The 25,290-nt window shown below is 39.7% G+C and carries 28 protein-coding genes and 1 pseudogene; 17 read left to right on the top strand and 12 right to left on the bottom strand.

Features of this window, described 5'->3' with window-relative positions; genetic code table 11:
- The first annotated feature begins 53 nt into the window (after nucleotides 1-53).
- Nucleotides 54-371, top strand: coding sequence for an RNA recognition motif domain-containing protein (locus BUA53_RS01520; protein WP_072833468.1), 318 nt, complete (start codon nucleotides 54-56; stop codon nucleotides 369-371).
- Nucleotides 372-501: 130 nt separating this feature from the next.
- Entirely contained in the window at nucleotides 502-951 is a 450-nt protein-coding gene (locus BUA53_RS01515; RefSeq protein ID WP_072833467.1) for a cold shock domain-containing protein, read from the top strand.
- Nucleotides 952-1,179: 228 nt separating this feature from the next.
- Here BUA53_RS01515 and BUA53_RS01510 read toward each other — a convergent pair whose 3' ends face one another.
- Nucleotides 1,180-1,488 (bottom strand): RNA recognition motif domain-containing protein, encoded by a 309-nt coding sequence (locus BUA53_RS01510; protein ID WP_072833466.1) that lies wholly within the window; start codon nucleotides 1,486-1,488, stop codon nucleotides 1,180-1,182.
- A gap of 442 nt (nucleotides 1,489-1,930) precedes the next feature.
- Between BUA53_RS01510 and BUA53_RS01505 the strand changes: the two genes are divergently transcribed.
- The 7 genes from BUA53_RS01505 to BUA53_RS01475 all read left to right on the top strand — a co-directional run bounded on the left by BUA53_RS01505 (nucleotide 1,931) and on the right by BUA53_RS01475 (nucleotide 6,345).
- Nucleotides 1,931-2,209 carry an RNA recognition motif domain-containing protein gene (locus BUA53_RS01505; protein ID WP_072833465.1) on the top strand — a complete coding sequence of 93 codons (279 nt, stop codon included), beginning with the start codon at nucleotides 1,931-1,933 and terminating at the stop codon, nucleotides 2,207-2,209.
- Nucleotides 2,206-2,526 (top strand): hypothetical protein, encoded by a 321-nt coding sequence (locus BUA53_RS01500; protein ID WP_072833464.1) that lies wholly within the window; start codon nucleotides 2,206-2,208, stop codon nucleotides 2,524-2,526. The genes BUA53_RS01505 and BUA53_RS01500 overlap by 4 nt, the downstream gene beginning before the upstream one ends.
- Nucleotides 2,527-2,655: 129 nt before the next feature.
- Nucleotides 2,656-3,732, top strand: a complete 1,077-nt coding sequence (locus BUA53_RS01495) for a fatty acid desaturase family protein (RefSeq protein WP_072833463.1) — start codon at nucleotides 2,656-2,658, stop codon at nucleotides 3,730-3,732.
- Nucleotides 3,733-3,885: 153 nt separating this feature from the next.
- Nucleotides 3,886-4,629 carry a hypothetical protein gene (locus tag BUA53_RS01490; RefSeq protein ID WP_072833462.1) on the top strand — a complete coding sequence of 248 codons (744 nt, stop codon included), beginning with the start codon at nucleotides 3,886-3,888 and terminating at the stop codon, nucleotides 4,627-4,629.
- Between the two features lie 118 nt (nucleotides 4,630-4,747).
- The gene (locus BUA53_RS01485) at nucleotides 4,748-4,963 is read left to right on the top strand and encodes a hypothetical protein (RefSeq protein ID WP_072833461.1); all 216 of its coding nucleotides are present in this window, start codon (nucleotides 4,748-4,750) and stop codon (nucleotides 4,961-4,963) included.
- Between the two features lie 190 nt (nucleotides 4,964-5,153).
- The gene (locus BUA53_RS01480) at nucleotides 5,154-5,948 is read left to right on the top strand and encodes a HipA family kinase (RefSeq protein WP_072833460.1); all 795 of its coding nucleotides are present in this window, start codon (nucleotides 5,154-5,156) and stop codon (nucleotides 5,946-5,948) included.
- Nucleotides 5,926-6,345 carry a DUF3037 domain-containing protein gene (locus tag BUA53_RS01475; RefSeq protein ID WP_072833459.1) on the top strand — a complete coding sequence of 140 codons (420 nt, stop codon included), beginning with the start codon at nucleotides 5,926-5,928 and terminating at the stop codon, nucleotides 6,343-6,345. Before BUA53_RS01480 ends, BUA53_RS01475 begins: the two co-directional genes overlap by 23 nt.
- Nucleotides 6,346-6,349: 4 nt before the next feature.
- Here the strand turns inward: BUA53_RS01475 and BUA53_RS01470 are convergent, their stop codons facing one another.
- A complete protein-coding gene (locus BUA53_RS01470; RefSeq protein ID WP_072833458.1) occupies nucleotides 6,350-7,327 on the bottom strand; it encodes a carboxylesterase family protein in 978 nt (325 codons plus the stop codon).
- 90 nt (nucleotides 7,328-7,417) lie between these two features.
- Nucleotides 7,418-9,865 carry an ABC transporter permease gene (locus tag BUA53_RS01465; RefSeq protein ID WP_072833457.1) on the bottom strand — a complete coding sequence of 816 codons (2,448 nt, stop codon included), beginning with the start codon at nucleotides 9,863-9,865 and terminating at the stop codon, nucleotides 7,418-7,420.
- A 149-nt stretch (nucleotides 9,866-10,014) separates the two neighbouring features.
- Between BUA53_RS01465 and BUA53_RS01460 the strand changes: the two genes are divergently transcribed.
- From BUA53_RS01460 to BUA53_RS01445, 4 genes are all read left to right on the top strand, one after another.
- Entirely contained in the window at nucleotides 10,015-10,989 is a 975-nt protein-coding gene (locus BUA53_RS01460) for a PKD domain-containing protein (protein WP_072833456.1), read from the top strand.
- Between the two features lie 157 nt (nucleotides 10,990-11,146).
- Nucleotides 11,147-11,521, top strand: a complete 375-nt coding sequence (locus BUA53_RS01455; protein ID WP_072833455.1) for a response regulator — start codon at nucleotides 11,147-11,149, stop codon at nucleotides 11,519-11,521.
- Between the two features lie 142 nt (nucleotides 11,522-11,663).
- A complete protein-coding gene (locus BUA53_RS01450; protein ID WP_072833454.1) occupies nucleotides 11,664-12,425 on the top strand; it encodes a ZIP family metal transporter in 762 nt (253 codons plus the stop codon).
- Nucleotides 12,426-12,488: 63 nt separating this feature from the next.
- Entirely contained in the window at nucleotides 12,489-12,734 is a 246-nt protein-coding gene (locus tag BUA53_RS01445; protein WP_072833453.1) for a hypothetical protein, read from the top strand.
- A 41-nt stretch (nucleotides 12,735-12,775) separates the two neighbouring features.
- Here the strand turns inward: BUA53_RS01445 and BUA53_RS01440 are convergent, their stop codons facing one another.
- Both BUA53_RS01440 and BUA53_RS01435 read right to left on the bottom strand, forming a co-directional pair.
- Nucleotides 12,776-13,999, bottom strand: a complete 1,224-nt coding sequence (locus BUA53_RS01440) for an NAD(P)-dependent malic enzyme (RefSeq protein ID WP_245792987.1) — start codon at nucleotides 13,997-13,999, stop codon at nucleotides 12,776-12,778.
- A gap of 118 nt (nucleotides 14,000-14,117) precedes the next feature.
- Entirely contained in the window at nucleotides 14,118-14,813 is a 696-nt protein-coding gene (locus BUA53_RS01435) for a DUF4397 domain-containing protein (protein ID WP_072833452.1), read from the bottom strand.
- A 271-nt stretch (nucleotides 14,814-15,084) separates the two neighbouring features.
- Here BUA53_RS01435 and BUA53_RS01430 point away from each other — a divergent pair, with 271 nt between their 5' ends.
- Nucleotides 15,085-15,555, top strand: a complete 471-nt coding sequence (locus BUA53_RS01430) for a TspO/MBR family protein (RefSeq protein WP_072833451.1) — start codon at nucleotides 15,085-15,087, stop codon at nucleotides 15,553-15,555.
- Nucleotides 15,556-15,568: 13 nt separating this feature from the next.
- Here BUA53_RS01430 and BUA53_RS01425 read toward each other — a convergent pair whose 3' ends face one another.
- From BUA53_RS01425 to BUA53_RS01410, 4 genes are all read right to left on the bottom strand, one after another.
- Complete coding sequence (locus BUA53_RS01425; RefSeq protein ID WP_072833450.1) at nucleotides 15,569-16,279, bottom strand: hypothetical protein; 711 nt, start codon at nucleotides 16,277-16,279, stop codon at nucleotides 15,569-15,571.
- A gap of 101 nt (nucleotides 16,280-16,380) precedes the next feature.
- Complete coding sequence (locus BUA53_RS01420) at nucleotides 16,381-16,977, bottom strand: Crp/Fnr family transcriptional regulator (RefSeq protein ID WP_072833449.1); 597 nt, start codon at nucleotides 16,975-16,977, stop codon at nucleotides 16,381-16,383.
- 61 nt (nucleotides 16,978-17,038) lie between these two features.
- The gene (locus BUA53_RS01415) at nucleotides 17,039-18,283 is read right to left on the bottom strand and encodes an MFS transporter (protein WP_072833448.1); all 1,245 of its coding nucleotides are present in this window, start codon (nucleotides 18,281-18,283) and stop codon (nucleotides 17,039-17,041) included.
- A gap of 162 nt (nucleotides 18,284-18,445) precedes the next feature.
- On the bottom strand, nucleotides 18,446-20,254 hold the full coding sequence (locus BUA53_RS01410; protein WP_072833447.1) for a M61 family metallopeptidase: 1,809 nt from the start codon (nucleotides 20,252-20,254) through the stop codon (nucleotides 18,446-18,448).
- Nucleotides 20,255-20,595: 341 nt separating this feature from the next.
- Here BUA53_RS01410 and BUA53_RS01405 point away from each other — a divergent pair.
- Nucleotides 20,596-20,823: pseudogene (locus tag BUA53_RS01405) on the top strand (transposase); the annotation flags it as partial.
- Between the two features lie 61 nt (nucleotides 20,824-20,884).
- On the opposite strand, the gene BUA53_RS01400 reads toward BUA53_RS01405, so the two are convergent.
- From BUA53_RS01400 to BUA53_RS01390, 3 genes are all read right to left on the bottom strand, one after another.
- On the bottom strand, nucleotides 20,885-21,310 hold the full coding sequence (locus BUA53_RS01400; protein ID WP_072833445.1) for an SRPBCC family protein: 426 nt from the start codon (nucleotides 21,308-21,310) through the stop codon (nucleotides 20,885-20,887).
- A gap of 154 nt (nucleotides 21,311-21,464) precedes the next feature.
- Nucleotides 21,465-22,100 carry a DsrE family protein gene (locus BUA53_RS01395; protein ID WP_072833444.1) on the bottom strand — a complete coding sequence of 212 codons (636 nt, stop codon included), beginning with the start codon at nucleotides 22,098-22,100 and terminating at the stop codon, nucleotides 21,465-21,467.
- An 88-nt stretch (nucleotides 22,101-22,188) separates the two neighbouring features.
- The gene (locus BUA53_RS01390; RefSeq protein ID WP_084079742.1) at nucleotides 22,189-22,671 is read right to left on the bottom strand and encodes a GNAT family N-acetyltransferase; all 483 of its coding nucleotides are present in this window, start codon (nucleotides 22,669-22,671) and stop codon (nucleotides 22,189-22,191) included.
- A 357-nt stretch (nucleotides 22,672-23,028) separates the two neighbouring features.
- On the opposite strand from BUA53_RS01390, the gene BUA53_RS01385 reads away from it, so the two are divergent.
- Both BUA53_RS01385 and BUA53_RS01380 read left to right on the top strand, forming a co-directional pair.
- Entirely contained in the window at nucleotides 23,029-23,373 is a 345-nt protein-coding gene (locus BUA53_RS01385; protein WP_072833442.1) for a hypothetical protein, read from the top strand.
- Nucleotides 23,374-23,382: 9 nt separating this feature from the next.
- Nucleotides 23,383-25,164 carry an adenylate/guanylate cyclase domain-containing protein gene (locus tag BUA53_RS01380; RefSeq protein ID WP_072833441.1) on the top strand — a complete coding sequence of 594 codons (1,782 nt, stop codon included), beginning with the start codon at nucleotides 23,383-23,385 and terminating at the stop codon, nucleotides 25,162-25,164.
- The last annotated feature ends 126 nt before the right edge of the window (nucleotides 25,165-25,290 follow it).

The raw sequence follows: 25,290 nt of genomic DNA, 5'->3' as shown, positions 1-25,290 counted from the left end.
AGTCCCTTACTTGTTGCCTTCCTCAGATCATTATTAATAATTAAACATCAAGTATGAACATTTATGTTTCAAACTTAGGCTTCAACATACAGGATGAAGACCTAAAAGGATTTTTCACACCGTATGGGGAAGTGACTTCTGCCAAAGTCATCAATGATAAGTTCACAGGCAAATCAAGAGGATTTGGATTTGTGGAGATGTCTGATGACGCTGCTGCCAAAACAGCTATTGCTGAGTTGGATAATGGTGAAGTAGAAGGCAGAACCATAAAGGTTATGGAAGCCAAGCCAAGGGAAGACAGACCAGCGCGTGGCGGTGGTGGTAGCCCTTTCAGAAATGATAATGGGGGCGGTTATAAAAAAAAGTGGTAAGATTTTTTATATAAAAGCCTCCGGATGGGGGCTTTTTATTTAGTATATTAAAAAACACACAATTCATTCACTAATTAAATAATGGGAACTGAAAAAGAGCAGCTCTCAATCTTTAACTTAAAAAACTTATATGGCTAAATCAAAGGAAACATTTGGTAAAAAAGAAAAGGAAAAAAAACGTTTAAAGCTGCGGCAGGAGAAGAAAGAAAAGATGGATGAGAGAAAAGCCAATGCAGGCAAAAAATCTTTGGATGATATGATGGCTTATATTGATGAAGACGGCAACATATCCAATACACCACCGGATCCAAAGAAAAAGAAGGTCTTCAACATAGAAGACATGCAGATAGGTGTACCCAAGTACCAGGCAGAAGAAGAAGATCCCATCAGGACAGGTGTGGTTACTTTTTTCAACGAATCAAAAGGATTTGGATTCATTAACGATTCAAAAACAGGGGAGCGGGTGTTTATCCACGTAAACCAATTGACTGAAGCGATCTATGAACAGGATAAGGTCACATTTGAAGTAGAGAATGGACCTAAGGGCCTGAATGCTGTTAATGTGAAGAAAGCAGTATAATCAAATAATTATAGGAATACTTTTTACAGATCGTCTTTTTTCAAAGCTCTCAATTTGTTGAGGGCTTTATTTTTTCAGGCTATACCCCTAGTATAAAATAGGGATTGATTTTCGGCTGCACATGAAAATGGCCATTATGTCCTGGTAATATGAACAAAATGGCCATGAACTATATTGCACTGAATCTTTTCCTTTAATACAAGGTCAGGTCAGTTTAATTTCTGATTATTAATTCTTTCTGAAGCGATACATATTCACTGCACCGTTGCCTACTTTGTAGGATCCTTTCCTGACATCTTTTGGTTCTGCTTGCTGCACTGTGATCTTTTGACCGTTTACTTCTGTTTCATTAAGCGCTTTGATTGCTTTTTGAGCTTCCTCATCATTGGGCATTTCCACGTAACCAAAGCCACGTGACTTTTCAGTGAAAGAGTCAATTGAAATTTCTGCTGAAGCAACTTCGCCATAGGGAGCAAAAAGATTTTTCAGGTCCAAATCCTTCCACTGGGTATCTAATTGGGTTATATATATATTCATAAAAAGTTCTTATTAAGAGTGAAATAAAATTTGAGAATGTGCCAAGAAGTAGAGAACAGAAAATGATGGAGATCCAATACTGAAGCCCAGCGCTCAAACAATTAATGCGTAAAGGTACGTTATTAAATACAGATACCTGGTGCTAATTGAAGTGATCCATTGTATGGCGTCTTTATTATGCATTGTAATTTCATTGATATATTTTAATTAATACGATTGTTTCACATGGCATATCTGAGTTCAATTGGCATGAATAAGTCATGAACATTGTTGTTTGATTTCCTGTCTTATAACGCAGTCAGCCCAGCTATGCTTAGTATGGATTAATTAAGTTATCTTTAAGGTATTCCGTTCATGAGCCATTGCACTCTAGTACTTGATCAGTTTTTCTTTCGGTCATAAATTACTACCCTGCTACACTCAACATTTCTTAATCCAAATTATGAATATCCAGGTAAGTAATCTGAATCTTAATCTAATTGAAACGGACTTGCAAAGATTGTTTACACCATATGGAGAGATTGGTTCCATTAGTATCGTCCGGGACAAGTTGAACAATCGTTCCAGGGGAAAAGCATTGATACAAATGCCTGTGAATATTGAAGCAAAGCAAGCTATAATTAGTTTGCATGGCCGGGAGTTTGCAGGTAAAACACTTAATGTAGTTGAAGTTCCCAATGATAAAGATGAGGGCATCAGTTCAGCAAAATTATTATTATGACATTGATATTAACGGATCAGCATAAAAGAAGATTGGAAGAAATAAGAAAAGAGGTCACCCTTATTGGTAGTAAGGAAAGCGCTTTTCTAAAGGTGGAATTGTTATTTTATGAAGCCTTGTCAATAGCAAGGGAATATGGTAATGATGCCAGGGAGAATCCATTATTAGATGACCTTAAGAGAGTGCAGGAATCTGCTTATGGGAAGACCAATGAGTTGTATAAAAAGAGTAGCCAACGTGAAGTTAGCATCCGCCGTTTTATTGTAAGATTTAAAAAAGTGTTAGCCTTTAAAAATATATTGGAATTAACCAGCTAGCATATGCGTTAAGTTATAATTGTTCTTTTTCCTGCCATCAACAACATAAAGTTCATTTCATTAACATTCTATATGCGCAGTAATACGTATCTTCAGATACAATATTTTAAGTAACAACGCCTTGTCTCTATGAATAAAGTCTCGTTTAACAATTCCAACAATGTTTTCTTTCAGTCTCTTAAGCACTCCGTAGAAGATTACTTTAAAACACACGATCTCAAAAAAACCGGCAACTGGCGTCTTTACTCCAAATCACTGATATTAATTCCCGCAGCAATAGGTTTATATATAAGTCTCATGGTTTTTACAATGCCAACAGCAATAGCGTTGGTACTTTGTGCACTTTTAGGATTAACGCTTTCCAGTATAGGCTTCAATGTGATGCATGATGCATGCCATGGAAGTTATTCCAGTAAAAAATGGCTGAACAATATACTTGGTCTTTCTTTGAATGCGATTGGGGGAAATGCTTTTTTCTGGAAACAAAAACATAATGTACTGCATCATACCTACACCAATATTACAGGTGCAGATGACGATATAGCACAAAGCAAATTATTACGCCAAAGCCCTGCCCAGGAATGGAAGCCTTTTCACCGTTACCAACATATTTATGTAACGGTTGCTTATGCACTGACCTTATTTATGTGGGTTGGCGTTAGGGATTTTGAAAAGTATTTTACCAGGAAGATACATAATACTCCCTTACAGCCTATGAGTGTAAATGAGCACATTACTTTTTGGGTAAGTAAGGCATTATACCTCGTTTTTTATGTATTGATACCTATTCTTTGTGTTGGGCCACTTGCCTGGTTGATAGGATACCTCACCATGGGCATTGTTACCGGTGTGGTCATCTCTTATGTATTCCAGTTGGCTCATGCAGTGGAAGGCCCTGAATTTGATTCTGTAGGTATTGATGACAAGATGATAGAAACAGAATGGGCTGTGCACCAGATCAAGACCACAGCTAACTTTGCTCCCCAGAATAAATTCATTTCATGGGCTGTTGGTGGATTGAACTACCAGATCGAACACCATTTATTTCCCCGTGTAAGCCATATTCATTACCCGGCACTGAGCAAGATCGTAAAGGATCATTGCCAGCAGTTCCAGCTTCCTTATCATTCATTCCCTACAGTAAGTCATGCTATAGGTTCTCATTTAAGGACCATGAAACACCTTGGGCAAAAGCACGTTCAGTAATCAGTGAACTGGCACAACTAATCATCAGGCATTATTTTATTTCTTCTATTCTCCAGGACAGTTTTTCAATTCATGACAGAAAATGTACAGTTAATGTCAATGCCAGGACCAGGCATGGCCTAAGGACCTTAATTTACTTATCAAAAGGTAATTATGTCTTTCAGGATCAGCTGGCAATATGTACTGGCATTTTTTGGCCTGAATATGTTTCTTGGTGAACTTCATGAGCAGGCACATATTACAACAGGCTACTTCATTTGTGGTTGCTACGGTGAGCGCGACTTTAGTGTATGGTCAACCTGTGATAATTGTGCCCATTCAGATTGGAGTTTCCTGGCCACCCTCGCAGGACCGATCTACTCTTTTATACTGATGTGGCTTGGGGGCCTGTGGTTTAGCAGGAGCTTAAATATTTCCAGAAAAGCGCTTGGTTTTTCTATACTATTTGCCAACCTTCCTTTTGCACGACTTTTTACAGCTTTTATGGGAGGGGGAGATGAGAAAGTGGTATTGCAACATTTGACAGGCCTGGGTATATTTCCCAAAATAGCAGCTATTTTGATAGTAGGATTATTGGCTATCCCGCCGGTAGTACTGGTGTACCGTAATCTTTCCAATAAATTGCGGGGGTGGATCATAGCCGCTTTTTTAGCGCTGCCTCTTATTTATGGAATGCTTTACCACCATATGTTCCTCAACTACCTTTTGCATAAAGGTATAGGAACAGGTATAACCATAATGGGTACTCCTGATATTATAATCATACATACGCTTGTAATGCTGTTGATGGTACTATTTTTCTGGAAAGCCTTAATCAATGCCTTTACTTCAACAACCACAAGTGCTGAAGTGGACATAAAAGGAACTGAAATTGCAACAGCAACAGCACCTTTGTGATATGAGAAATTGGGGAATTCCTTGTTCGGAATTACCGGCTCATCATTAATACCAGTACTATTTATTCTTTTTTCGGCTAAGCAGAACAGGTACCTTTGGGATGCATAAAACAATGAACATGGATAGTTATCAATTAAAACTGGAAGCTCCCTGGCCTGAGGTCAAAGAAATGCTCAAAGAAGTGAACATGGAATTGACAGATGAAGACCTGGAATTAAAGCCTGGAGGTGAAAAAGAACTATTGGAAAGATTATCCCGGAAAATGAATAAATCTATTTCGGAAGTTAAAACCTGGATTGAAAGTGTATCTTTTAATAAAGGCATCGCAGGATGAAGTTTTAATTATTCCTGATTAACAAAATACTTCATGAACTTCAATTGGTTCCAGGTGTACATACCTGTTTGCAGCCTTCATCTTTAGAGTAAAACTCTCCTGTTGTGCTAATTTCATTCGTTGGAGATCAGGTTTGTTTTTATAATTTAATTTTCTTTTTCCTGGATTCTGCAGGTACATAATATCATAGATGGTAAATAATAATGCACTGATAAGGACGGTTGATGTAACACGTTATGTAACACCTTTGCGGGAAGGTGGCTCACTGCCTGCAATTGTAGAAGCTGATGATGGCTTTTTGTATGTACTGAAGTTCAGGGGTGCAGGTCAGGGGATCAAAGCATTAATTGCAGAACTTCTTGGTGGGGAAATAGCCCGGATTCTGGGCTTCCGGGTGCCTGAAATAGTATATGCAAATGTAGATCCTGCATTTGGCAGAACAGAGCCGGATGAAGAAATACAGGATCTGCTTAAATTCAGTGAAGGTTTGAATCTTGGGTTACATTACCTGTCGGGCGCCATAACCTTTGATCCGGGAGTGAATAAGCCAGATCCATTACTGGCATCGCAAATTGTTTGGCTGGATTGTCTTATTACCAATGTTGACCGCACCGTAAGGAATACAAATATGCTCATGTGGAAAAAAGAGTTGTGGCTGATAGATCATGGTGCTTCTTTCTATTTTCACCATTCATGGGATAACTGGAAACAACAGTCAGAAAGGCCTTTTGTCCAGGTGAAGGATCATGTTTTGTTGCCATGGGCTTCAGCACTGGAAGAGGTCAATGCTATTTTCCTGGAACAATTAACACCCGAAAAAATAAAGACTATTGTTAGCTTTATCCCTGCGGAATGGTTGGTTTTTGAAACCCTTCCTGATCCTGAAGCAAACCGAAAAGTTTACGAAGAGTTCTTAATGAACCGTTTAGCTCATGCCGCCATATTTTTAAATGAAGCACAACATGCAAGAAAAGCAATTATTTGAGTATGCCGTTATCCGGGTTGTGCCAAGAGTGGAGAGAGAAGAGTTTTTGAATGTAGGTATCATACTTTATTCAAGAGACGCTAAATTTCTGCAAACCCTTTTTGCTTTGGATTCAAACAGGCTGAAAGCTCTCAATCCTTCACTTGATATTAATGATATTGAACATCATCTGCGCGCATTTGAATTAATATCAAAAGGAGACAGTGGGGGTGGACCTATTGCAAGAATGGATCTTGCTTCACGTTTCAGGTGGCTTACAGCAACCCGAAGCACCATTGTACAAACTTCCAAAGTTCATCCAGGGTTTTGTGGTAATCCGGGTGAAGCAATCAAAAAGCTTTTGGAACAATTGGTGTTGATACCATCAGATAGTACTAATGTAGCAGGTATTTCCTGATTTATTATTTGAACTTTCGATACAATAACTTTCTATCGCCCAGGAATAAGAAGGATACAATTCCTGATTTATTTCGCTGGAAGCGGATATCCATAGGCTTATTCGCGTCTATAAAAAATAGATTATCACCTGCCGGTTTTAAAGGTACCGTGTCCTTACCTGGTCTTGCTATTAGTTTTCCTTTTTCAAAAACCAGGGACACAGTGTCCTTATCCGGGCCCAAATATTTCCCGGCATATGATCTTAGAATAGCAGGTTTCACAGAAACCTCTTTATAAACATATTTTTTATTTGACAATAGCCAGGTATATAGAGCATCATTATTGTAACTGGCATCCCAACTGTTATGATCTGCATTGGGATATACAGTAAACTTTACATCAGGGTTATATTCCTTTGCAGCCTTGACCATATTTTCACTAGCTGCTAAGGGCACTACATTATCCTTTGCACCATGAAAGCACCATATAGGTATATTGCGCAATTTCCAGGCAGATGCAGCATCGCCGCCGCCGCATATGGGTGCAATGGCTGCAAATTCCTCAGGGTGTTTCATGGCGAGGTCCCAGGTACCATATCCACCCATGCTTAAACCCGTCAGGTAAACCTTATCGCTATTGACCCTGTATTCTTTTTTAAGGTATTGCTCCAACCGATAAAGCATTTCAGGGTCCCAGGCTGCTTCAGCACCTGCCTGAGGAGATACCAGGATGAATGGAAATTTTTTACCCTGGTCAACTAATTTAGGTGGCCCATTCTTTTTTACTTTTCCAAGGTCATTGCCTCTTTCCCCGCTTCCATGAAGGAAGATGACAAGCGGCCACCTTGCAGTTGTATCCTTATCATAACCTTCCGGTAGTGCTAATAAATAACTGATCTGCTGCGTGAATTGTTGTGCTGTCTGTTGTGCGATTGACGGCAGACCTTTAAAAAACAATATAAACAGCAGCAAGATGATCTTATAAGATGAAGCGCTAGTCATGATTTTATTTATCATAGAAAGTTACTTCAATTCCAACTATCCATTAAATCATCGATTATAAAACATCTACGGTTTCGGATATTATCCACTTTATTCTGTTCGTAAATTTTGGACAGGGTTTGTCAGGGCAACTTTCACTGCCTGTATACTTATGGTTAAAAAAGCGATCAATAACGCCAGAACCCATGCCGCTATAATGATCCATATAGTAAATGGGACTTTGTATGCAAAATCCTGTAGCCATTTATGAATAAAAAACCAGGCAAGAGGAGAGGCAACAAGAAAAGCAATAGAAACCAGTTTTAAAAAGTCCTTCGATAATAATGATACAATACCCATTGTACTTGCCCCTAACACTTTTCGTATCCCTATCTCTTTTATTCTTTGTTCAACGCTGAATGTTGTCAATCCAAACAATCCGAGACAGGAGATAAATATGGCAATGACAGTGAAATAGCGGATGATTGCCGCCATGCGCTCATCTGAAATATAGTTTTTCTGAAAATCCTCATCAAGAAAGCTATACTCAAATGGCTCGTTAGGATTTAACCTTGACCATGCTTCAGATATTGCTTTTAAAGCAGTTTGGATAGTACCCGTTGCTGTATGTGCTACCAGGTAGTTGTAGTCATTTCCGTGATTTAATAAAAACCCATAGGGCTTTATCTGGGAATGTAATCCCTCAAAATTAAAATCCTTAACTATACCTACAATAGTATAAATATCTTCCCTGTTGCCGCGCATGGCTGCTATTTCCTTACCAATTGCTTCTTCTGCTGAAGTAAACCCAAAATCCCCGGCTGCCTGTTCATTCAAAATGATCCTGTTGGCTGTATCAGCCCGAAACTCCCTGGAAAATAACCTTCCAGCTACAAGGTGAACGCCAATGGTTTGCAAATAACTTGTATCAACCCAATTAATAAAAACGTCCCTGGTTTGATTAGGTGAATTGCCTTTTTTATACAAAAGCCAGTCTGTTACATTTTTTATACCTGGGTAATATAGTGATCCTCCTGCCCTGGAAACAAATGAATTCATTGATAATTCGTTTTTTAAGGCGGGATAAATATTTTTTGAAGTTGATGTGCGGAGAGGAATGACAACTTGCTGGTCTTTTTCAAAACCCAGGTCCTTAGTGTGTAAATATTTCATTTGATTGCCTATCGTTATGGATGCGACTATCAGTGTAACAGCTATTATAAATTGAAAAACTACCAGTACTTTTCGAAATGAAACCGCCCCAAGCGAATTAGTGAATTTTCCTTTTAATACTTTAACGGGTTTAAATGCTGATAAATAAAAAGCGGGGTAGATGCCTGCCAGTAATCCTACCAGGATTGTTATAATTAATAGTCCAATGAGTAAATAAATAGATTGAAATGTTGTGAACTGAAATTCATTTCCTGTAACTTTTTCAAATAAGGGTAATAATAATACTGCGAAACAAAGAGAGACAAGGAATGCGAAAAAAGAAAGCAAAATAGCTTCCCAAAGAAATTGTAATATCAAGGAGTTTTTTTCAGCTCCCAGCACTTTCCGAACGCCTATTTCAATAGCTCTTTTGGAAGAACGGGCGGTGGAAAGATTCATGAAATTTACACAGGCTATTAATAATATAACGATAGCAATGGAAATAAGGATAAAGAGGTATGCAATGTTGCCTCCGGCAGATACATTACCTTCTGTTGCATATAAATGAATATCCTTTACCGGCACCAGGAAATGTTTTACAGAACGCCCGGAACTTCTGAGTTCAGTTCCTGCATGTTTTTCCATGAAGTTTTTCAACTTACTTTCCAGTTGTTTATGGTCTATACCAGGCTTTAATAGCAAATAAGTAAAAAACATATTGTTGTCCACCAGGTTATTGCCCATGGAATTGATCCACTCACTTATGCTGCCTCCTTTGATGCTCATTATAAGGCGAGCGTCTATGTGAGAAGGTGTTGCTATGGATTTGAAAACACCGGTTATTTTAAAATCATATTCTCCATTTGTATTGCTATTAATATGAATCACTTTGTTCAAAGCAGGTTCGTTACCAAAAAGCTTTTTGGCAATATCCTCTGATAGCACCACCGTATTGGGTTCATTGAGAGCAGTGAGGGAATTACCTTCTTTAAACTTGTAGGTGAATAATCTGAAGAAGTTAGAGTCGGCAAAAAAAACTTTGGTTTCATAAAGAGACTTTATATCATTTCCTGATTGATATTGTAATAAGGTCTTATCATCCTGGAAGGCGTCAATTAGTCTTGTAGTAGACTCTATTTCTGGAAATTCCAACTGAAGCGCTTGCGACATAGGTGCGGGTGTATGGCCGGTAGAATATTCTTTTCCATCCCTGGCTGATACGGCGTCAAGTTGGAAAAGGCGTGGGCCTAGTTTTTGGTAAGAGTCATAGCTAAACTCGCTGAGTACATAAAAAGATATGAGCAAACAGCTGGTGAGGCCAAGGGAAAGACCGAAAATATTGATAAAGGAAAATACCCTGTTTTTTATCAGGCTTCTGAAAGCCAGTTTGATATAAGTTTTAAGCATCTTATCAATTTTAAGTAAACAAGAAATAAAAGGTAGAAAGAAATACGATGGCTTTCGTGCCGTTCATCACAATAGGTGGTGGCGTTCACTAAATTGGTTGGGTTTTCACTAGGTGTATTTATACTAACTTGCTATAGTGGGCAATTAAAATGAAAGCGCTACACCTTTTAATCTTATGCATCACTGGTTTTTGGATGATTTCCTGCCAGAAAGAACGCTCATGTGAAAATTGCATAGATGGGATTAATCAGGTTCCCATAGCAAAGGCAGGTGCCGACCAGGTCCTTCAAAAGCCATTAGATAGTATTTTATTAGATGGCTCTGCCTCCTTCGATCCTGATGGAAAGATTTTAGAATATGAATGGACTGTTATTTCAGGACCTGCGCTGTACCTTTTTAATAATCCCCATTCCGTACAAACTATATTCAGGAATCTGGTTGTAGGTACCTACCAGGTTCAATTAATAGTAACAGATAATAAAGGTGCAACGGGAAGTGATACTCTTCAGATAAGTGTTGTGCCATCAACAGGCAATATTCCACCCGTTGCCATCTCAGGAAAGGACCAAAGTTTTACATTGCCTGCAGATACCATGAACCTTGATGGTAGTTCTTCTTTTGATCCGGATGGAAGGATCGTTTCCTATGAATGGAAACAGCTGGATGGGCCTGCACTGGCCAATATAGAAGACATCAATAATGTACATACCCTGGTTACGAATTTAAAAAAAGGAACTTACCATTTCGTATTAATTGTAACGGATAATGGTGGACTGTCTGGGGCAGACACAATACAATGTGAATTGCTTCAACCTGTAGTTCAAGGCGGGGGCTTTACATTCAACCTTTTCTGGACCTGTAAAGATCGTTGTGATGATAATGATGTATTTGTCACAATCCTGCCTGGTTTTAATCTTTTTGCAAACCCAAATATTCCTATGGAAGTTGTTGTGCAGGATAACAATACATGGGTGACTGTACTTCCATACAAAGATCCTTTACCTGCCGGCTCAAAATACTACTACCTGGTTAATCAAAGAACATTATTTGTTTACAGGACTCCACTTGCAGGTGCCAGCAGTTTTATTGGAAAACCTGTATTGGTTAAAGTAAGATTTATTTGATCCCGGGAGCCAGGAAAGCGCGTGTAATTCCACAAAAAAATTGGAACGGTTTTTTATTATATACGGATAAGGCTGCTTATTTAGGTTGGAAATAGACATAGCTTGCCACCCGATACTGCCTATTAAACCATTTAAATCATTTATAAATACTCACATCATGTCAAAGACTGCTATTGCAAAAAAGAAGGTACTTATTATCGAGGATGAAGGGGACATGTGCTTATTGTTGAATATTTTACTCAATGGTAAAGACATGGAGCTTGACCACGTTCAAAACCTTTCCAAAGCCGAAGCATATCTGAAGGAGGAAAAACCTTCTGTAGTAATCCTGGATAACAAGCTTCCTGATGGATTTGGAATAGATTTTATTACTACCATCAAAAAGAATTATCCTGATATAAAGATCATTATGATATCGGGCTTTGATTCTTCCGCAAAGGATGTAGCCATTGAAAATGGTGCTGATATTTTCCTCGAAAAGCCTTTTACGCGTGACCAGTTGTATAAGTCTATTGTAGAATTGTCAAATTAATAAAAGCATTTCCGCACCCTTAACCATTATTTTTAGAAGCCGGGCTATCAGGCCTGGTTTCTTCATTTTCCAGCAGTCTTTTTCAGACTACATTATAAAGCTTGTAACTGGGGCATTAGTATTGTTGCACCATCCATAAACTATGCTCCTTTTTTTACCATTATGGCTAAAAGCCAGCCTCTGGGGATTTCTTTCTGGTTCTGCATTGGTGATTGGGGCCGCCACAGGCTATATGGCAGATTTGCCAAAAAGGATCATCGCTTTTGTTATGGCATTTGGTAGCGGTGTGTTGATATCAGCACTTGCTTTTGACCTGATGGATGAGGCCTTTCAAAGGAGTGGATTTCCGGCTACAGCCATTGGTTTTGTTTCAGGGGCATTGATCTATTCCCTGGCTAATTACCTTGTAAATAAAAAAGGAGCCCGGCACCGGAAAAGGTCTGGAGAACAACAAGCTGATGAATCGTCACATCCGGGGAGTGGCCTGGCCATAGCAATAGGCGCACTGATTGATGGAATTCCTGAATCAATTGCCATAGGGGTAAGCATGATAGCTGGGGGTGCAGTTAGCACGGCTGCTGTTATTGCTATTTTCCTTTCCAATTTGCCTGAAGGAATGTCAAGTTCTGCGGGTATGAAAAAGGCTGGCAGGTCAGCTAAATACATTTTCACAGTTTGGTCAGCTATAGCTGTTATTTCCGGGATAGCTTCCCTGGTAGGCTTTTCTGTATTCCGAATGTTTTCTACTGAGGTGATATCAGCAACTGTAGCTGTAGCCGCAGGAGCTATCCTTACCATGTTATCCAATACTATGATGCCTGAAGCATTTGAAGAAGGACATGATTTTGTTGGGATTATTACGGTGCTGGGCTTCCTGGCTGCATTCCTTTTGACCAAGATGTAGATCTGATTACTTTAAAGAAAGAATGTACATGGCCTCAACTTTGTACTTTTTATTAAAACAGTTATGATAGAAAAACAAACCATCAGGGATAGGGACGTTTGGTTAAAAGTAGATCCTTATAAAGTGGAACGTTCCAACCCCCAAATCATACCTACAGAATATTTCACTGTGAGCTTTTTCAGCAATGAACCTGAAGTTGAATCGGATAGGGGTGAGTTTATCAAAGATGAAGACGGGAATATTAAATTATTTGAATCTCCCGTTGCAGCTTTAACCTATGCACGTAAATCAATAGAGCAACAAGCTTAGCTCCTGTCTGATTAGGCAGAATTATTTATTTAGTAAAATGTTCATCCAACAAGCAAGGCTTCCTGGTATTCTTTCCATGCGTCACTGACCGCAACTGCCACTTTATCAGCTACAGTCAGATCGAGAATGCACGGAATGATCTTGTCTTTTGTTGGGAATTCCACACAGGCAGCAATAGCATAGGCTGCGGCCAGTTTCATGCCCGGGGTAATGCAGGTTGCTTTTGCATTCAGCGCGCCACGGAACAAACCAGGAAAGGCCAACACATTATTTACCTGGTTGGGCAGGTCGCTTCGGCCAGTACCGAATATAGCAGCACCACCTTTGAAAGCTTCCTCAGGGGTTATTTCAGGAGTAGGGTTAGCGCAGGCAAATATGATCGGATCCGGGGCCATTGTATGCACTTCACTTTCATGCAGCATACCTGGTCCACTCACACCAATAAATACATCTGCATCTTTCAAAGCATCTTTCAGCGTCCCGGAAATATCATTCGTATTGGTATAATCAAGCAGGCCAATCTTTACTTTATTGAGGTCCTTTCTTCCACTATGGATAATACCTTTAGTATCACAAACAATGACATCTTTTACAGGTGTGCATTCAATAGTGTCATCATAGCCAATGCACTTGAGCATCTTTGTAATGGCAATTCCTGCGGCTCCTGCTCCATTGATCACCACTTTCAGGTCTGATATATTCTTACCTACCACTTTACAGGCATTAATAAGTCCAGCAAGTACTACGATAGCTGTTCCATGCTGGTCATCATGAAAAACTGGTATGCCCAGGTCTTGCAGGCGCTCTTCTATTTCAAAGCAACGTGGGGAAGAAATGTCTTCCAGGTTGATGCCACCGAATACAGGGGCTATTCTCCTGATGGTTTCAATGATCTCTTCCGTGTCCTGCGTATCCAGGCAAATAGGGAAAGCATTAACACCGCCAAATTTCTTGAATAGCATAGCCTTGCCTTCCATTACCGGAATGGCTGCAAGGGCACCAAGGTTACCTATGCCCAGGATGGCAGAGCCATCGGATACAATAGCTATGGTATTCCCTTTAAGCGTATAATCATATACAGTGGAAGGGTCTTTGGAAATCTCGATGCAGGGCTGGGCTACACCCGGCGAGTATAAAAGTGAAAGATCTTCTTTGGTTTCTATATCAATTTTAATGGCTGTTTCAATTTTACCTTCCAGGCGCTTATGAAGTGCCAATGATTGTTTATAGTATTCCATATAGGGTGTAAAGGTAGTAGGAGACACACCCGTAATCTATGATTTTGGTTATAATAAGGACAGATGATGGTCAGTATAAAAATAAATATCATATAGTACTATGCCCCACATAAAGCGGGGCACAATAGCTAGATAATAAGGATAATTAGTTATTTACTATGATCTGTGCACCTAATGCCTGCATGCCAGTTCCGCCTGCAAATCCTTTGGCAAAAACAGTGTAGATCTTGCCTGCAGTTAACGTTACATTAGGGAGCGCTAATACAACAGTATTGGTTCCTGCCAGCCTAACCTCGAGGTTATAGGTACCAGCATCCAAAGGAGTGAAATTGGACAAAGAAGCGTTTGTTGCCTGGTCATTGAACATCCTGTTTGAAAACACTACTGGTCCTCCGGTTACAGCAATATCCACTGCCGGGGCATTAGGGCTGAAATGGAAAAAACGCACATGTACTTTTCCAGTTGCTGGTGCAGTCAGATCGTCCATAACAACCGCTGCCTTGATCTTAGAAACTGAATCTATAGCAAATACTGAATAGTTCATATTACTCTTCAGATCTACAGTAGCATCAATAACATAATTGGTGGATCCGGCTGGCGACACTTTTAAATTCGTACTGCCAGCATTGATACTTGTATAAGCGCTGTTCACAGGATAGGCCACATTGGATAAGGCAACAGTGTTATTTACTCTTACGTCTACAGCAGGTGCATTGGGTGAAGCATGCACCACCATCACGCGGGCGGTAGCAGGTGCCATCACATCATCTTCTTTTGAACAGGAGGTTAGAAAACCTATTAATAATAGTAATGGGAGTGAGTGCAACAGTATTCTTTTCATATGATTAATTTGTCAGAATAACACCGCTGGATCAAAAATTGTTGAAGGATTAGCATGTTTTTTTTAATCAAAATAGAAGATTTATTGTGGTGTACATAATATTGTTTATCCATTGATTTTTTATTCCACAAAATGTATAAACAATCATTCCATGACAAATTGTGGAATAGCAACACTTTTTCAATCCGGGTTTTGTTTCAGTTCTGCTCATTATCTGGCAGGACAATAAACAATTCTTCTATTCGATTGTATTAAATTTATCGTCACGGATATGAATAACACAACCAAACTCGTTATATCAATAGCCATTCCCCTGGTAGTGGCAGCAATTGCAGGTTATTTTACAGCTACTGGGACAGGTACCTGGTACAGGTCCATTAAAACCCCTTCATGGAACCCGCCAAATTGGGTTTTTGGTCCCGTATGGACAATACTGTATATCCTTATGGGCATTGCGCTATACCTGGTATGGAAGAATGATAAGCCGGTAGACGAAAAAAGAGTGGCACTGGTCTTTTTTGCATTACAATTATTTTTTAATTTCTGTTGGTCCTTTATTTTCTTCAATCAACACCAGATAGGACTGGCTTTTATTGATATCGTATTGCTTTGGATTTGTTTGCTGGTGACTATAATCCTCTTTTCCCAAATCAATAAAACTGCCGCCTGGTTATTAGTACCCTATATATCCTGGGTCAGTTTTGCCGGCATATTAAATTATACCATCTGGAAATTAAATTGATCCTGGCATTGCTTTAAATGGCCAATGTTACCCTTGTTTGCTTTTTTAATAGTAATGACTTTACCAGTTGTCTAATTGCAGAAAGATGTGATAGTATAACAAGAGGTACTACTATTCCCGGCAGCCATACAAATGGAAAATACAGAATGGCGATCATTGGCTGATCAAAAGCCAATTGTTGCAGAGGTGTAGGTGCAGATAAAATAGCATTGATAACTGTAAAGAGCAATATGGCCAGGCAAAGCAGGTTCCAACCAAGAATGACTGCTGAAGGTAGCTTGGCTTTTTTATACCCAAAATAATAAACAATGGGAGCGGAAAGGCCTGAAATGATATCCATATTCCTGCCTTCAAATGTCATTAACCCGGGTACTGCCTTATAAAGAAACAAGCCAAATAACACTATCTCAACCCCTATCCTGATGGTATGTAAAATGGTGAGTGTTGCCATATTCAAACTATCAATAAAAGAACGTCCTTTTGAGGAAATGAACAGGCCAATAATGAATAATAGGGGAGGTAGGACAAGCAAAGCCAGTCTTGGAGGTATGCCAGCTGTTTTTGTAAAAAAGCCTGAGAGGCCCAGACCAGCTTCTACCAGGAGGAAGCATAGAATGATAACAAGAAAAATTGTTCGTTTGCCTGAAGCGAAATAGAATACACTGATGGTGCAAAATGTGATCAGTATGAAAAGGAGTGGCAGCCAGAAAGGTAAGTGTTGCATAAATGAATATTTATACAACAAAGGAATTAAAGTTCAAATTCATTTCTCTTGCCAAATGGCAAGAATTAACTGCTCCAATAAAATTGAAATAATTCGATGGACTAATTGATTTTTTTCATTCTTTCTTTTCTTATCCTGCTTAAGGAAGTGTCAGTAACGCCAAGATAGGAAGCAATATATTTTAGTGGAGCATATTGAAATATCCCGGGCTTAGCGGTTAATAATCCAGTATATCTTTCTTCTGCTGTTTCAGTGATCATAGAGAGCATCCTGACTTTCAAACCGGCAAAGCCCTTCACCAGTATTGACCTGCCAAATTCCCTGAACTCGGGTATAGCATGAAAAATGTAATTCAGTTTCTCATAACTGATACTCCAACCTTTGCAGCTTGTTAAAGCCTGGATGTTTTCTCTTGAAGGCGTACGGTTAAAATAGGAGGCTACTTCAAAGACAGGTTCTATTGCTTCATAAAATGCAGTAGTTACTTCCATTCCTGTAACATCATAAGTATATGCCCGCATGCACCCTTCCTCCAGGATAAGGTATTCATTATTTACCTGTCCTTCTTTTAAAAATAGCTGGTTCTTATCAATTTTTCTTTGATTAAAAAATTCACCAATTTCTCTCGCTTTTAAAGCATTGATGAATCCACTTTGTTCAAAGAATAGGTGCAACTTCTTTTTATCTTCGTCGCTCATGGTTAGATGCTTTTCCTAAAGTTAGAAAAGATAATAGCATCTTATTGACAGGGAGCTATGATCAGTTGTTACGGTGCAGTTGTTTTTCCAGGGACATTCTTTTAACTCTTTTCAAAGCGGGGATAAACAACAAGGCAATGACAACACCTGCCAATCCTTCCAGGAAAACTGTTGCCTGTGCACTTCCTGCATGTGCTGACCAGCCAACCAATAAGCTTCCTATTGGCTGCATGCCCTGGAAAGCCATAACGTAATAACTGATAACTCTTCCCCGCATATGTTCATCAACATTCGTTTGCACATAGGTGTTGGTAGCAGCTATCTGTGCCAGCATGCCGCTTTCACCCACCAGTATGAAAATGAGGGCAGCAAGCAGGGAATGGCTATATGCAAAAAACATCAGGGATACAGATAAAAGCAGGCTTGATAAAACGATGATGCGCAACAGGCTTTTTCCAGGCTTGATAGTGGTCATATAAATAGCTCCAAAAAGGGCTCCTAAACCAGATATGCTGTTAAGCCAGCTGAAGGTGGTGACATTGCCTTTGAAAATGGTTTGGGCAAACACCGGGAACAGATTGGAATAAGGCATTACGATCAGGCTTGTCAACGCCATTAAACCAATTGCAGAACTGATGCCCCTATGCTTTTTCATGTAATTAAACCCTTCCACTAATCCTTTCCATATGGGTTCAGTATGTTTTTTACGTTCCGGCACCTTAATTTTCATCAAAAGCAGCGATAGGATGACTGCAATAAAACTCAGGAAATTGACAAGAAAACAAACACCTTCACCAAAGCTGCTTAGCAGGATACCAGCAAGCGCGGGGCCAATGAGCCGCGCCAGGGTTACCATCGAGGAATTCAGTGCAATGGCATTGGGAAGGTCGCCCTTGTTTTCTACAAGTACTATCATGAGCGATTGCCGGGCAGGAGTATCAAATGCATTGATCACACCCAACAGCACACTTAAAAAGATAATGGCAGGAATATTATAAAAGCCTGTCAATACGATAAGGGCCAGGAGGCCTGCCTGCACCATTGATGCTATCTGTGTAACTAATAACGTACGATAACGGCTATGACGGTCAACAAAGGCTCCGGCATAGGGTGATAATATCAACATCGGTATCTGTCCCGCAAAAGCAACAAGGCCGAGCATAAAAGCTGAATGCGTCACCGTATATACCAGCCAATTCACGGCTATACGTTGCATCCAGGTACCTATCAATGAAATAGCCTGTCCTGAAAAATATAGCCGGAAATTATAATAATGCAATGCTTTTAAACCACCTGGTAATTTCATCTGGCACTTTTTAAAGCCTTTCTATATATAACCTGTCCCTGGAATGCTAAACAAAGTTTATGCTTAAATGCGAGTGTTTTACATAGGGGTCGCTTTTCTTCTCCTTCGTGGTTAATAATTTACGCTGGATGCATTTGCATTATCTTTTTATGTTTTCTGTTTTTACTTTGCCCTTGATGATTGCCAATCGGATTTTAATTTTTCATTCCCGGAAGTATTAAGCTTGTTGGATGGGATAACATTCAACACAGTATTGCCTTTCAATTTTATGCTGGTTTCAATTAACGCATTGCGGTGCTTATAAACCAGTTTCAACTGTTCGCCAGCTTTGTGCCTTGACAAGATACTTTCTAAATCCTGTTCATTATGAAGTGCCTCACCATCTAATTCTGTTAATTCATCCCCAGCATCCACACCTGCATCATACAAGGGGGTATCGCGAATGGTATTATCTGCAACTACCAGTTTGCCCTTTTCTGTTTCCAAACGTGTACTGCCTGTAATGTCAGCTACTGCACCTGTACTTGAAACTTCAAGACCTGCTTTTGATAATAGCTTTCTATAATCAATGGAAGCATGCCCGTATACATATTTTGTAAAAAATACTTTAGCAAAATCAGCATTCGTATAAGCAGCCAATGCATCCTGTAAGCCATTCATAGTATATGGTTTTTCAGTTTTGCCAAAGCGCTTCCAGAGTTCACGCATAAACCCATCCAGCGATTTGCCGGGCCTATCCCGCAGTTCCATATCCAGCGCAAGTGCTAATGCGCCACCATGAGAATAATAAGAAGTAAACATGTTTGGGTAATTGGTCCTGTCAACAGAAACACCTGCATCTACAAATACCGCACGCTGGCTGTTTTCAAGGGGAGTATAATATTTCCCCCCTGGCGTGTTTTCCTTTGCATTGACAAGGGAAGCCATTTGCAGGGTGAAAATAGAATCAGGGGTTAAACCTGCTCTTCTCATTAAGAGCAATCCGTAATATTGAGTGAACCCTTCAGCCACCCACAGGCCTTCACTCATATTGCTCTTTTCAAAATTGAAGGGCTCAAGCGATTTGGGGCGTATTCGTTCCACATTCCAGCAGTGAAAAAATTCATGAGCAAAAGTGCCCAGGAAACTATTAGCTCCGGTGAATACCCGGCCACTGGTAATCATAGTTGAATTGCGGTGTTCCATGCCATCTCCGTGCACATAAGGGTTTAAGCTGGCAATAAATGTATAGCTTCCATTATCATAAGCAGGCACTTCTCCAAACACGGCCTGTGCTTCTTTTACAATAAGCTGTAGTTTTTGGGTGAAGGAATCAACCAGCGATTCAGATGCTTCTGCTTCCAGCGCCAGCTTGAAGGTGTAGGTCTTATGGTCAGGATTGGTCACCTTCCATTCCCTGGTATGCAGCTTACCGATCTTGACAGGAGAATCCATGAAATATTGTAATCCCGAAGCTGTAAAAGTATTGGCCTCTCCGGAAGGCTTTAGCTGTGTAGCGATCTTCCAGCTTTTGTCAACATCGGAAAAATGGATGGTGATGGGCGCATTTTCCAACCCTTTTACCCACATAAAGCTTGCGGGCATATTCAGATGGTAACCCGTTTGGTCAATGCTTGCATAAGTGCCATCGGCATAATTTCCATAAAGGGTATAATGCAGAACAATTTGCCCTTTATGATTCGGTACCGTATATACATCACCGTCAGTTTTTATTACTGTTAGTGTTTTTCCATTTCCATCTGCTGCCGATACATTATATACATTTTTCCCAAATTCATGTGTGGCATAACGGCCGGGAGAGGAGCGGCTCATGCGGAAGATTGCAGGGCCTTGCCTAATGCCAGAAATTGTGAGTGTGATCTCAGCTTCGTGGTGAGCTGCATTAGGTGCAGCGAAATCATAACGTACCTGTTGGGCCCACGATATGGTATAACTAAGGGTAACGAATAGCAATAGAAATAACTTCCTCATGAAAATCAATTATTTAGATAAAAATAAGAATTCCATGCCAAGGACTTTTTTTATGGCAAACCATTCTTAAGCAGTTAGGTTAACACTCTCCACCATAACCCAATGATATTCCATACATAAGCCATAGATGTCCCAAGGATAGCCCGACTCTATAAGAGTCGGCTTATCCTCGGCTTATCCTCGGGATATCCTCGGGATATCTTCGGGACATCCCGAAGGTTGGCAGGATGTACCATAGTGTCTTGTCCTGAAGTGTTTAGATAACTGTATAAAGGGACAGGGAGGCACAGCACTTGGGTGATCAGGATTACCGCAGCTGCTATTGCCGGGCGATTTTAGTTAAAAAGCAGGCTCCTGATGCCTGTGAGTACCCCAATAGCCGCAATAGAACCAGCTCAAAAAAACTTAAAACAAAGCCTGGTAATATTACAATAGAAGTTCGCAGGGATAGGGAATCGAGTTTTGAGCCCCAGGTAGTACCCAGGCGTAAAAGAGTAATGGAGGAGATAGAGGATCATGTTCTTTTACTTTACTCCCATGGCATGAGTACCCATGATATTGAAAGTAGTTGAATGCAACCCGGTAATAGAGCTGTTATGCAAACTGTTACCGGGCTAACAACTTGAATGTTTACTTTGATTCTGCATACTTTTTAAAGTTATCCATGATGGCTTGCCATCCCCCTCGTTGCATTTCTATTGAATTAGTATTTTCTGCTTCGAAAGTTTCAGTGACTTTCGTTGAATTTCCCTGGCTTGAAAAATCAACCTGCACCTTCCGTCCATCAGCGATGGTGTATTCCAGGTATTTATTCTCCTGCACATCGTCATAGGTACCTTCAAAATCAAATCCAAAACTTCCATCCTTTGCTTCCATGCGTGCGCGGAATTTTCCTCCAACACGAAGGTCATTCTCAGCCCATGGGGTATGCCAGTCGTCGGAAGCTGCATTCCATTTGGTGATGTGTTCTGGTTTTATCCAGTAGTCCCAAACTTTTTGAATGGGTGCATTGACTGTTGTCTCAACAGTGATCCTGGTTTTGTTAGCTGTTTCCATGATTGATGCGTTTTAATGCTGATACAAACTTATGCCTGTTTCATAAAACATTAGTGCTATGAAACAGGCTATTTCAAGAGGTGAATGGTTAATATTTTTTACAAGACTTACCAGTGCTTTCAATATTTAGCACTACAATAAAATTGTAAATTGCTTATTTATCATCTGATATGGTATTCAGTATATATCCCTTGAGTTGGTAACCAGATAATACGGTTTGAGCTGTCAATGAAATATGTACACGGGGATCTATTTCTTCTTTTTTTACCTCAAGAAAATTCATAGCCTGTCCGCAGGCAATGAAGCGCACTCCATTTTTTACCAATTCATCCATCATGGCAATGTTTGGATTATCAATGCCGTATTTTTTATGATAATTCTGGTTATTATAAAGAGAAAATATAGCCGGGCCATGCACCACCACTACGATGTCTAACTTGTTTTTCGGAATACCGGATGCTATATGCAGGTTCATGATCCGACCTACCTCGGCCAACCCTCCATTAACCTCTTTTGCTGAAACTGAATCCCTTACAGGGAACACATCTTCCAGCAATAACTTATACTTCATCTTCGGGTCTGGTATCTCGGTTATGCCTTCTACAGGCAAAACTCCTGACATTTTACTACCCTTGATCAGGGGATAATAAGCCCTGGCAAAGAAAGCTGCCATTTTCATTGAATCTTTTTTTGCCCGTGCTATGCTATCCTGTTTATTATTCGCAGAAGGTTGTGCCCATGATGAATGATAACAAAAAATACAAAGGGCTATAAATGCCAAAAATTTCATAAGCAGTTTTATTGGTAATAAAAACGTGTTCTTACTAAATATACAGGTTTTTACTGTCAGATATTCATAGCTGATGGGAAGAGTTCAATTACGAACCAGATGAGGGTGAAGCTTTTAAATGCTTATACATGCAAACACTTTTTGACAAACCCTCATAAGGTGGATAATTGGGGATGATGGTGTAGCCGCTTGATTCATACAAACGTCGTGCAGTTGTAAAATGAATGCTTGTTTCAAGAACGGCATGCTGATATCCTTTCTCTAATGCCCATTGTTCCAAGGCATTAAGAATTATTTTGGAAAGACCAATTCTCCGCCATTCTTTTTCAACAAACATCCTTTTTATCTCAATAGTGCCAGGAGCAATTACCTTAAAGCATCCACATGCCACCGCTTGCTCACCTTCATAAGCTATAAGTACAGTGTCAAGGTCGGGTACCTTATTGTATTGATCATAGGTTGCCTGGTCTTCTTTTAATTCATTCCACAGTTCATGGTCCAAATGCGTAATAAGTATTTGAAAGTCTTTATCTGATGAATTAGTTCTTTTTACGGTTGATGCGGTCATCATGGGTTAAAAATAGCAAGGAGTTAAATTCTTTTTTTTCGAATAAATCAATTTCTTCTTTTTGTATAATAATTAAGGGAGTGTAAAATAATAATTCAAACAATGGAAAGTTCTTTCGGATTATTTATTTATATTTAATAGTACATAAGTGAAGTTATCGGTTTGTACCTGCCCGTTAGAATACTACTCAATCAAGATCATAATATCCTTCACGGAATTTAACTTCAAAAATACCAGGCAGATCCGCCTCTGAAACAGAGTGCTGACCAGGCGACGACACCATTTTCTAGAATGTATTTTCATTCCATTAATGAGGTGAAATATATCAATACAATTCTTTAACCAATAAACTATATCAAAATGGCAAATCGTCCCATTACAATCGTAGGCAGTAATACTTCCACCGGAGCACTAACCTTATCTGACCATGGGAAAACCAATGTAGATCCAGGTGATACCGTAACCTGGCTAATAGGGCAAAATTCAGGAGTGCAGTCCGTTACCTCGGTTACAGATTATCCTAACTCTACGGATGTTTTCAACCCTGATCCTGCAAAGATGGGAAGCGGCAATAGTGCTAACTGGCAGGGAGCAGTTAATCCGAACATAGTGAAGGGATCGGAAGAAACCTATTACATACAATGGACAGCTGAAAATGGAGGAGGGTCATTTACCTATGATCCTAAAATCCAGGTGAATCCTTAAAACACGTTTATGAATTGGAAACGGAAAGCTTATTACTTATTGATAAGCTTTTTTTGTATGACCATCCATTATGGGTTTGCACAGGATCAAAAACTGGCAGACAGCTTATCAAAGATCTATAAGGCAGATACTTTAAGAGGTGTTGCCAGAATGGAGTTATTGAGGAACCTTGCATTTAATGAAGTGAATGATCTTCAACTGGCTCTGAAATATTCCGAACAACTGATTAGTTTGGCTGGCAAGGAAGGCAATGAATTTTACCTGCACCAAGGTTACTTTCAAAAAGGAAATAAAAAAAGATTACTGGGCGATATGGAAGAAGCCCTGGATGCCTATTTCAAAAGTGGAGAAGCTGCAAGAAAGGCCAAAAGTCTGAAAGGCGAAGGGAGCGTATATGGCGCCATTGCAGATATTTATTCAATCTCCAATAATCATAACAATGCAATGCTTTATTATAATAAGGCTATTGCTACGCTGAGGCAATTTAAGGATTCAATTGCCCTGGCATCTGCTATTTCAAATGCAGGTGATGAATTTCTCAATAATAAGAATTATGATTCTGCTCTTAGATATTTCAAGGAGTCAGGACTCATTTTTGAAAAAGTGAATTACCTGATGGGGAAAGGGTACAGCAAGGGCAATATCGGGATGGTATATGCTAACATTGGTGCTAAAGAACTAGCAGAGAGGAACCTTAATGAAGCCATTCAATTATTGTCTTCTTTGGAAGATTACTATCCCATATGTGTATACCTTATTTCCATGTCAGATATTTACCAGGAAAAAGGTGACCACCAGACAGCATTGAATTATGCCCAAAGAAGCCTCGGGCTGGCAAAAAAATATGGTCTAAAGGAGCAGATCAGCGATGCCAATCTAAAACTTTCTGAACTATATGAGAAAGCAGGCAATACAGAAGCATCATTAAAATATTACAAGGATCATATAATCTACAGGGATAGTGTGAATAACATAAGGTCTGTACAAAAAATGGCAGATCTGCGGACGGATTATGAAGTAGCTCAAAAGCAGGTAGAGGTGGACCTGCTGAACCAGGAAAAGCGAAACCAGCATATTATTGTTTTATCCCTCCTCATTATCCTGGGCCTTGCTTCTATAATTCTTGTCACCTTGTACTGGTTTTACAGGATCATTTCAAAAGAAAAGAAAAGATCAGAAAGCCTGTTACTTAATATCTTACCAGCTGAAACAGCCCGGGAGTTAAAACGTTATGGTAAGGTAGAAGCAGTCAAGTTTGACCAGGTTACTGTTTTGTTTACTGACTTTGTGGAATTTTCCAAATATGCTGAATATGTTGAACCGGAACAGTTGGTGCGGAGTATTGATTTTTATTTCAAAGGTTTTGACGAAATAACTACTAAATATGGACTGGAGAAAATCAAAACCATTGGGGATTCCTATATGTGTGCCTGTGGACTACCTACTGCCAATCATGCACATGCAAGGAATGTGGTGCAGGCTGCCAGGGAAATGATAGAGCTGGTGCGAACAGAGCTGCATGCTCCGGATACGTTAAGTCATTTTGATATCCGGATAGGAATTCACACGGGTCCCGTTGTAGCTGGAATAGTAGGTATCAAGAAATGGCAGTATGATATCTGGGGTGATACTGTTAACATAGCTTCCCGCATGGAATCCATGTCTCAACATGGACGCATCAATTTATCAGAGACCACTTATAATGAGATAAAAAATGAATTCTCATGTGAATACCGTGGAGAAATCGAAGTGAAGAACAGGGGCTCCCTTAAAATGTACTTTCTAAATTGACCAGGCATGTTTTATAAAATGGGACTGTGCACATAAATGACATTAATAACAGGTAAAAAGAGAAAATGCGCCATTTGATCATTTTATTTAATATCTTATAGTGTTCTTTTATGGCCCACTCGGGTC

The sequence above is a fragment of the Flavisolibacter ginsengisoli DSM 18119 genome, from assembly GCF_900129295.1.
In the GTDB taxonomy this organism is placed as follows: Bacteria; Bacteroidota; Bacteroidia; order Chitinophagales; family Chitinophagaceae; genus Flavisolibacter; species Flavisolibacter ginsengisoli.
This window is presented reverse-complemented; position numbering and strand designations above follow the sequence as displayed.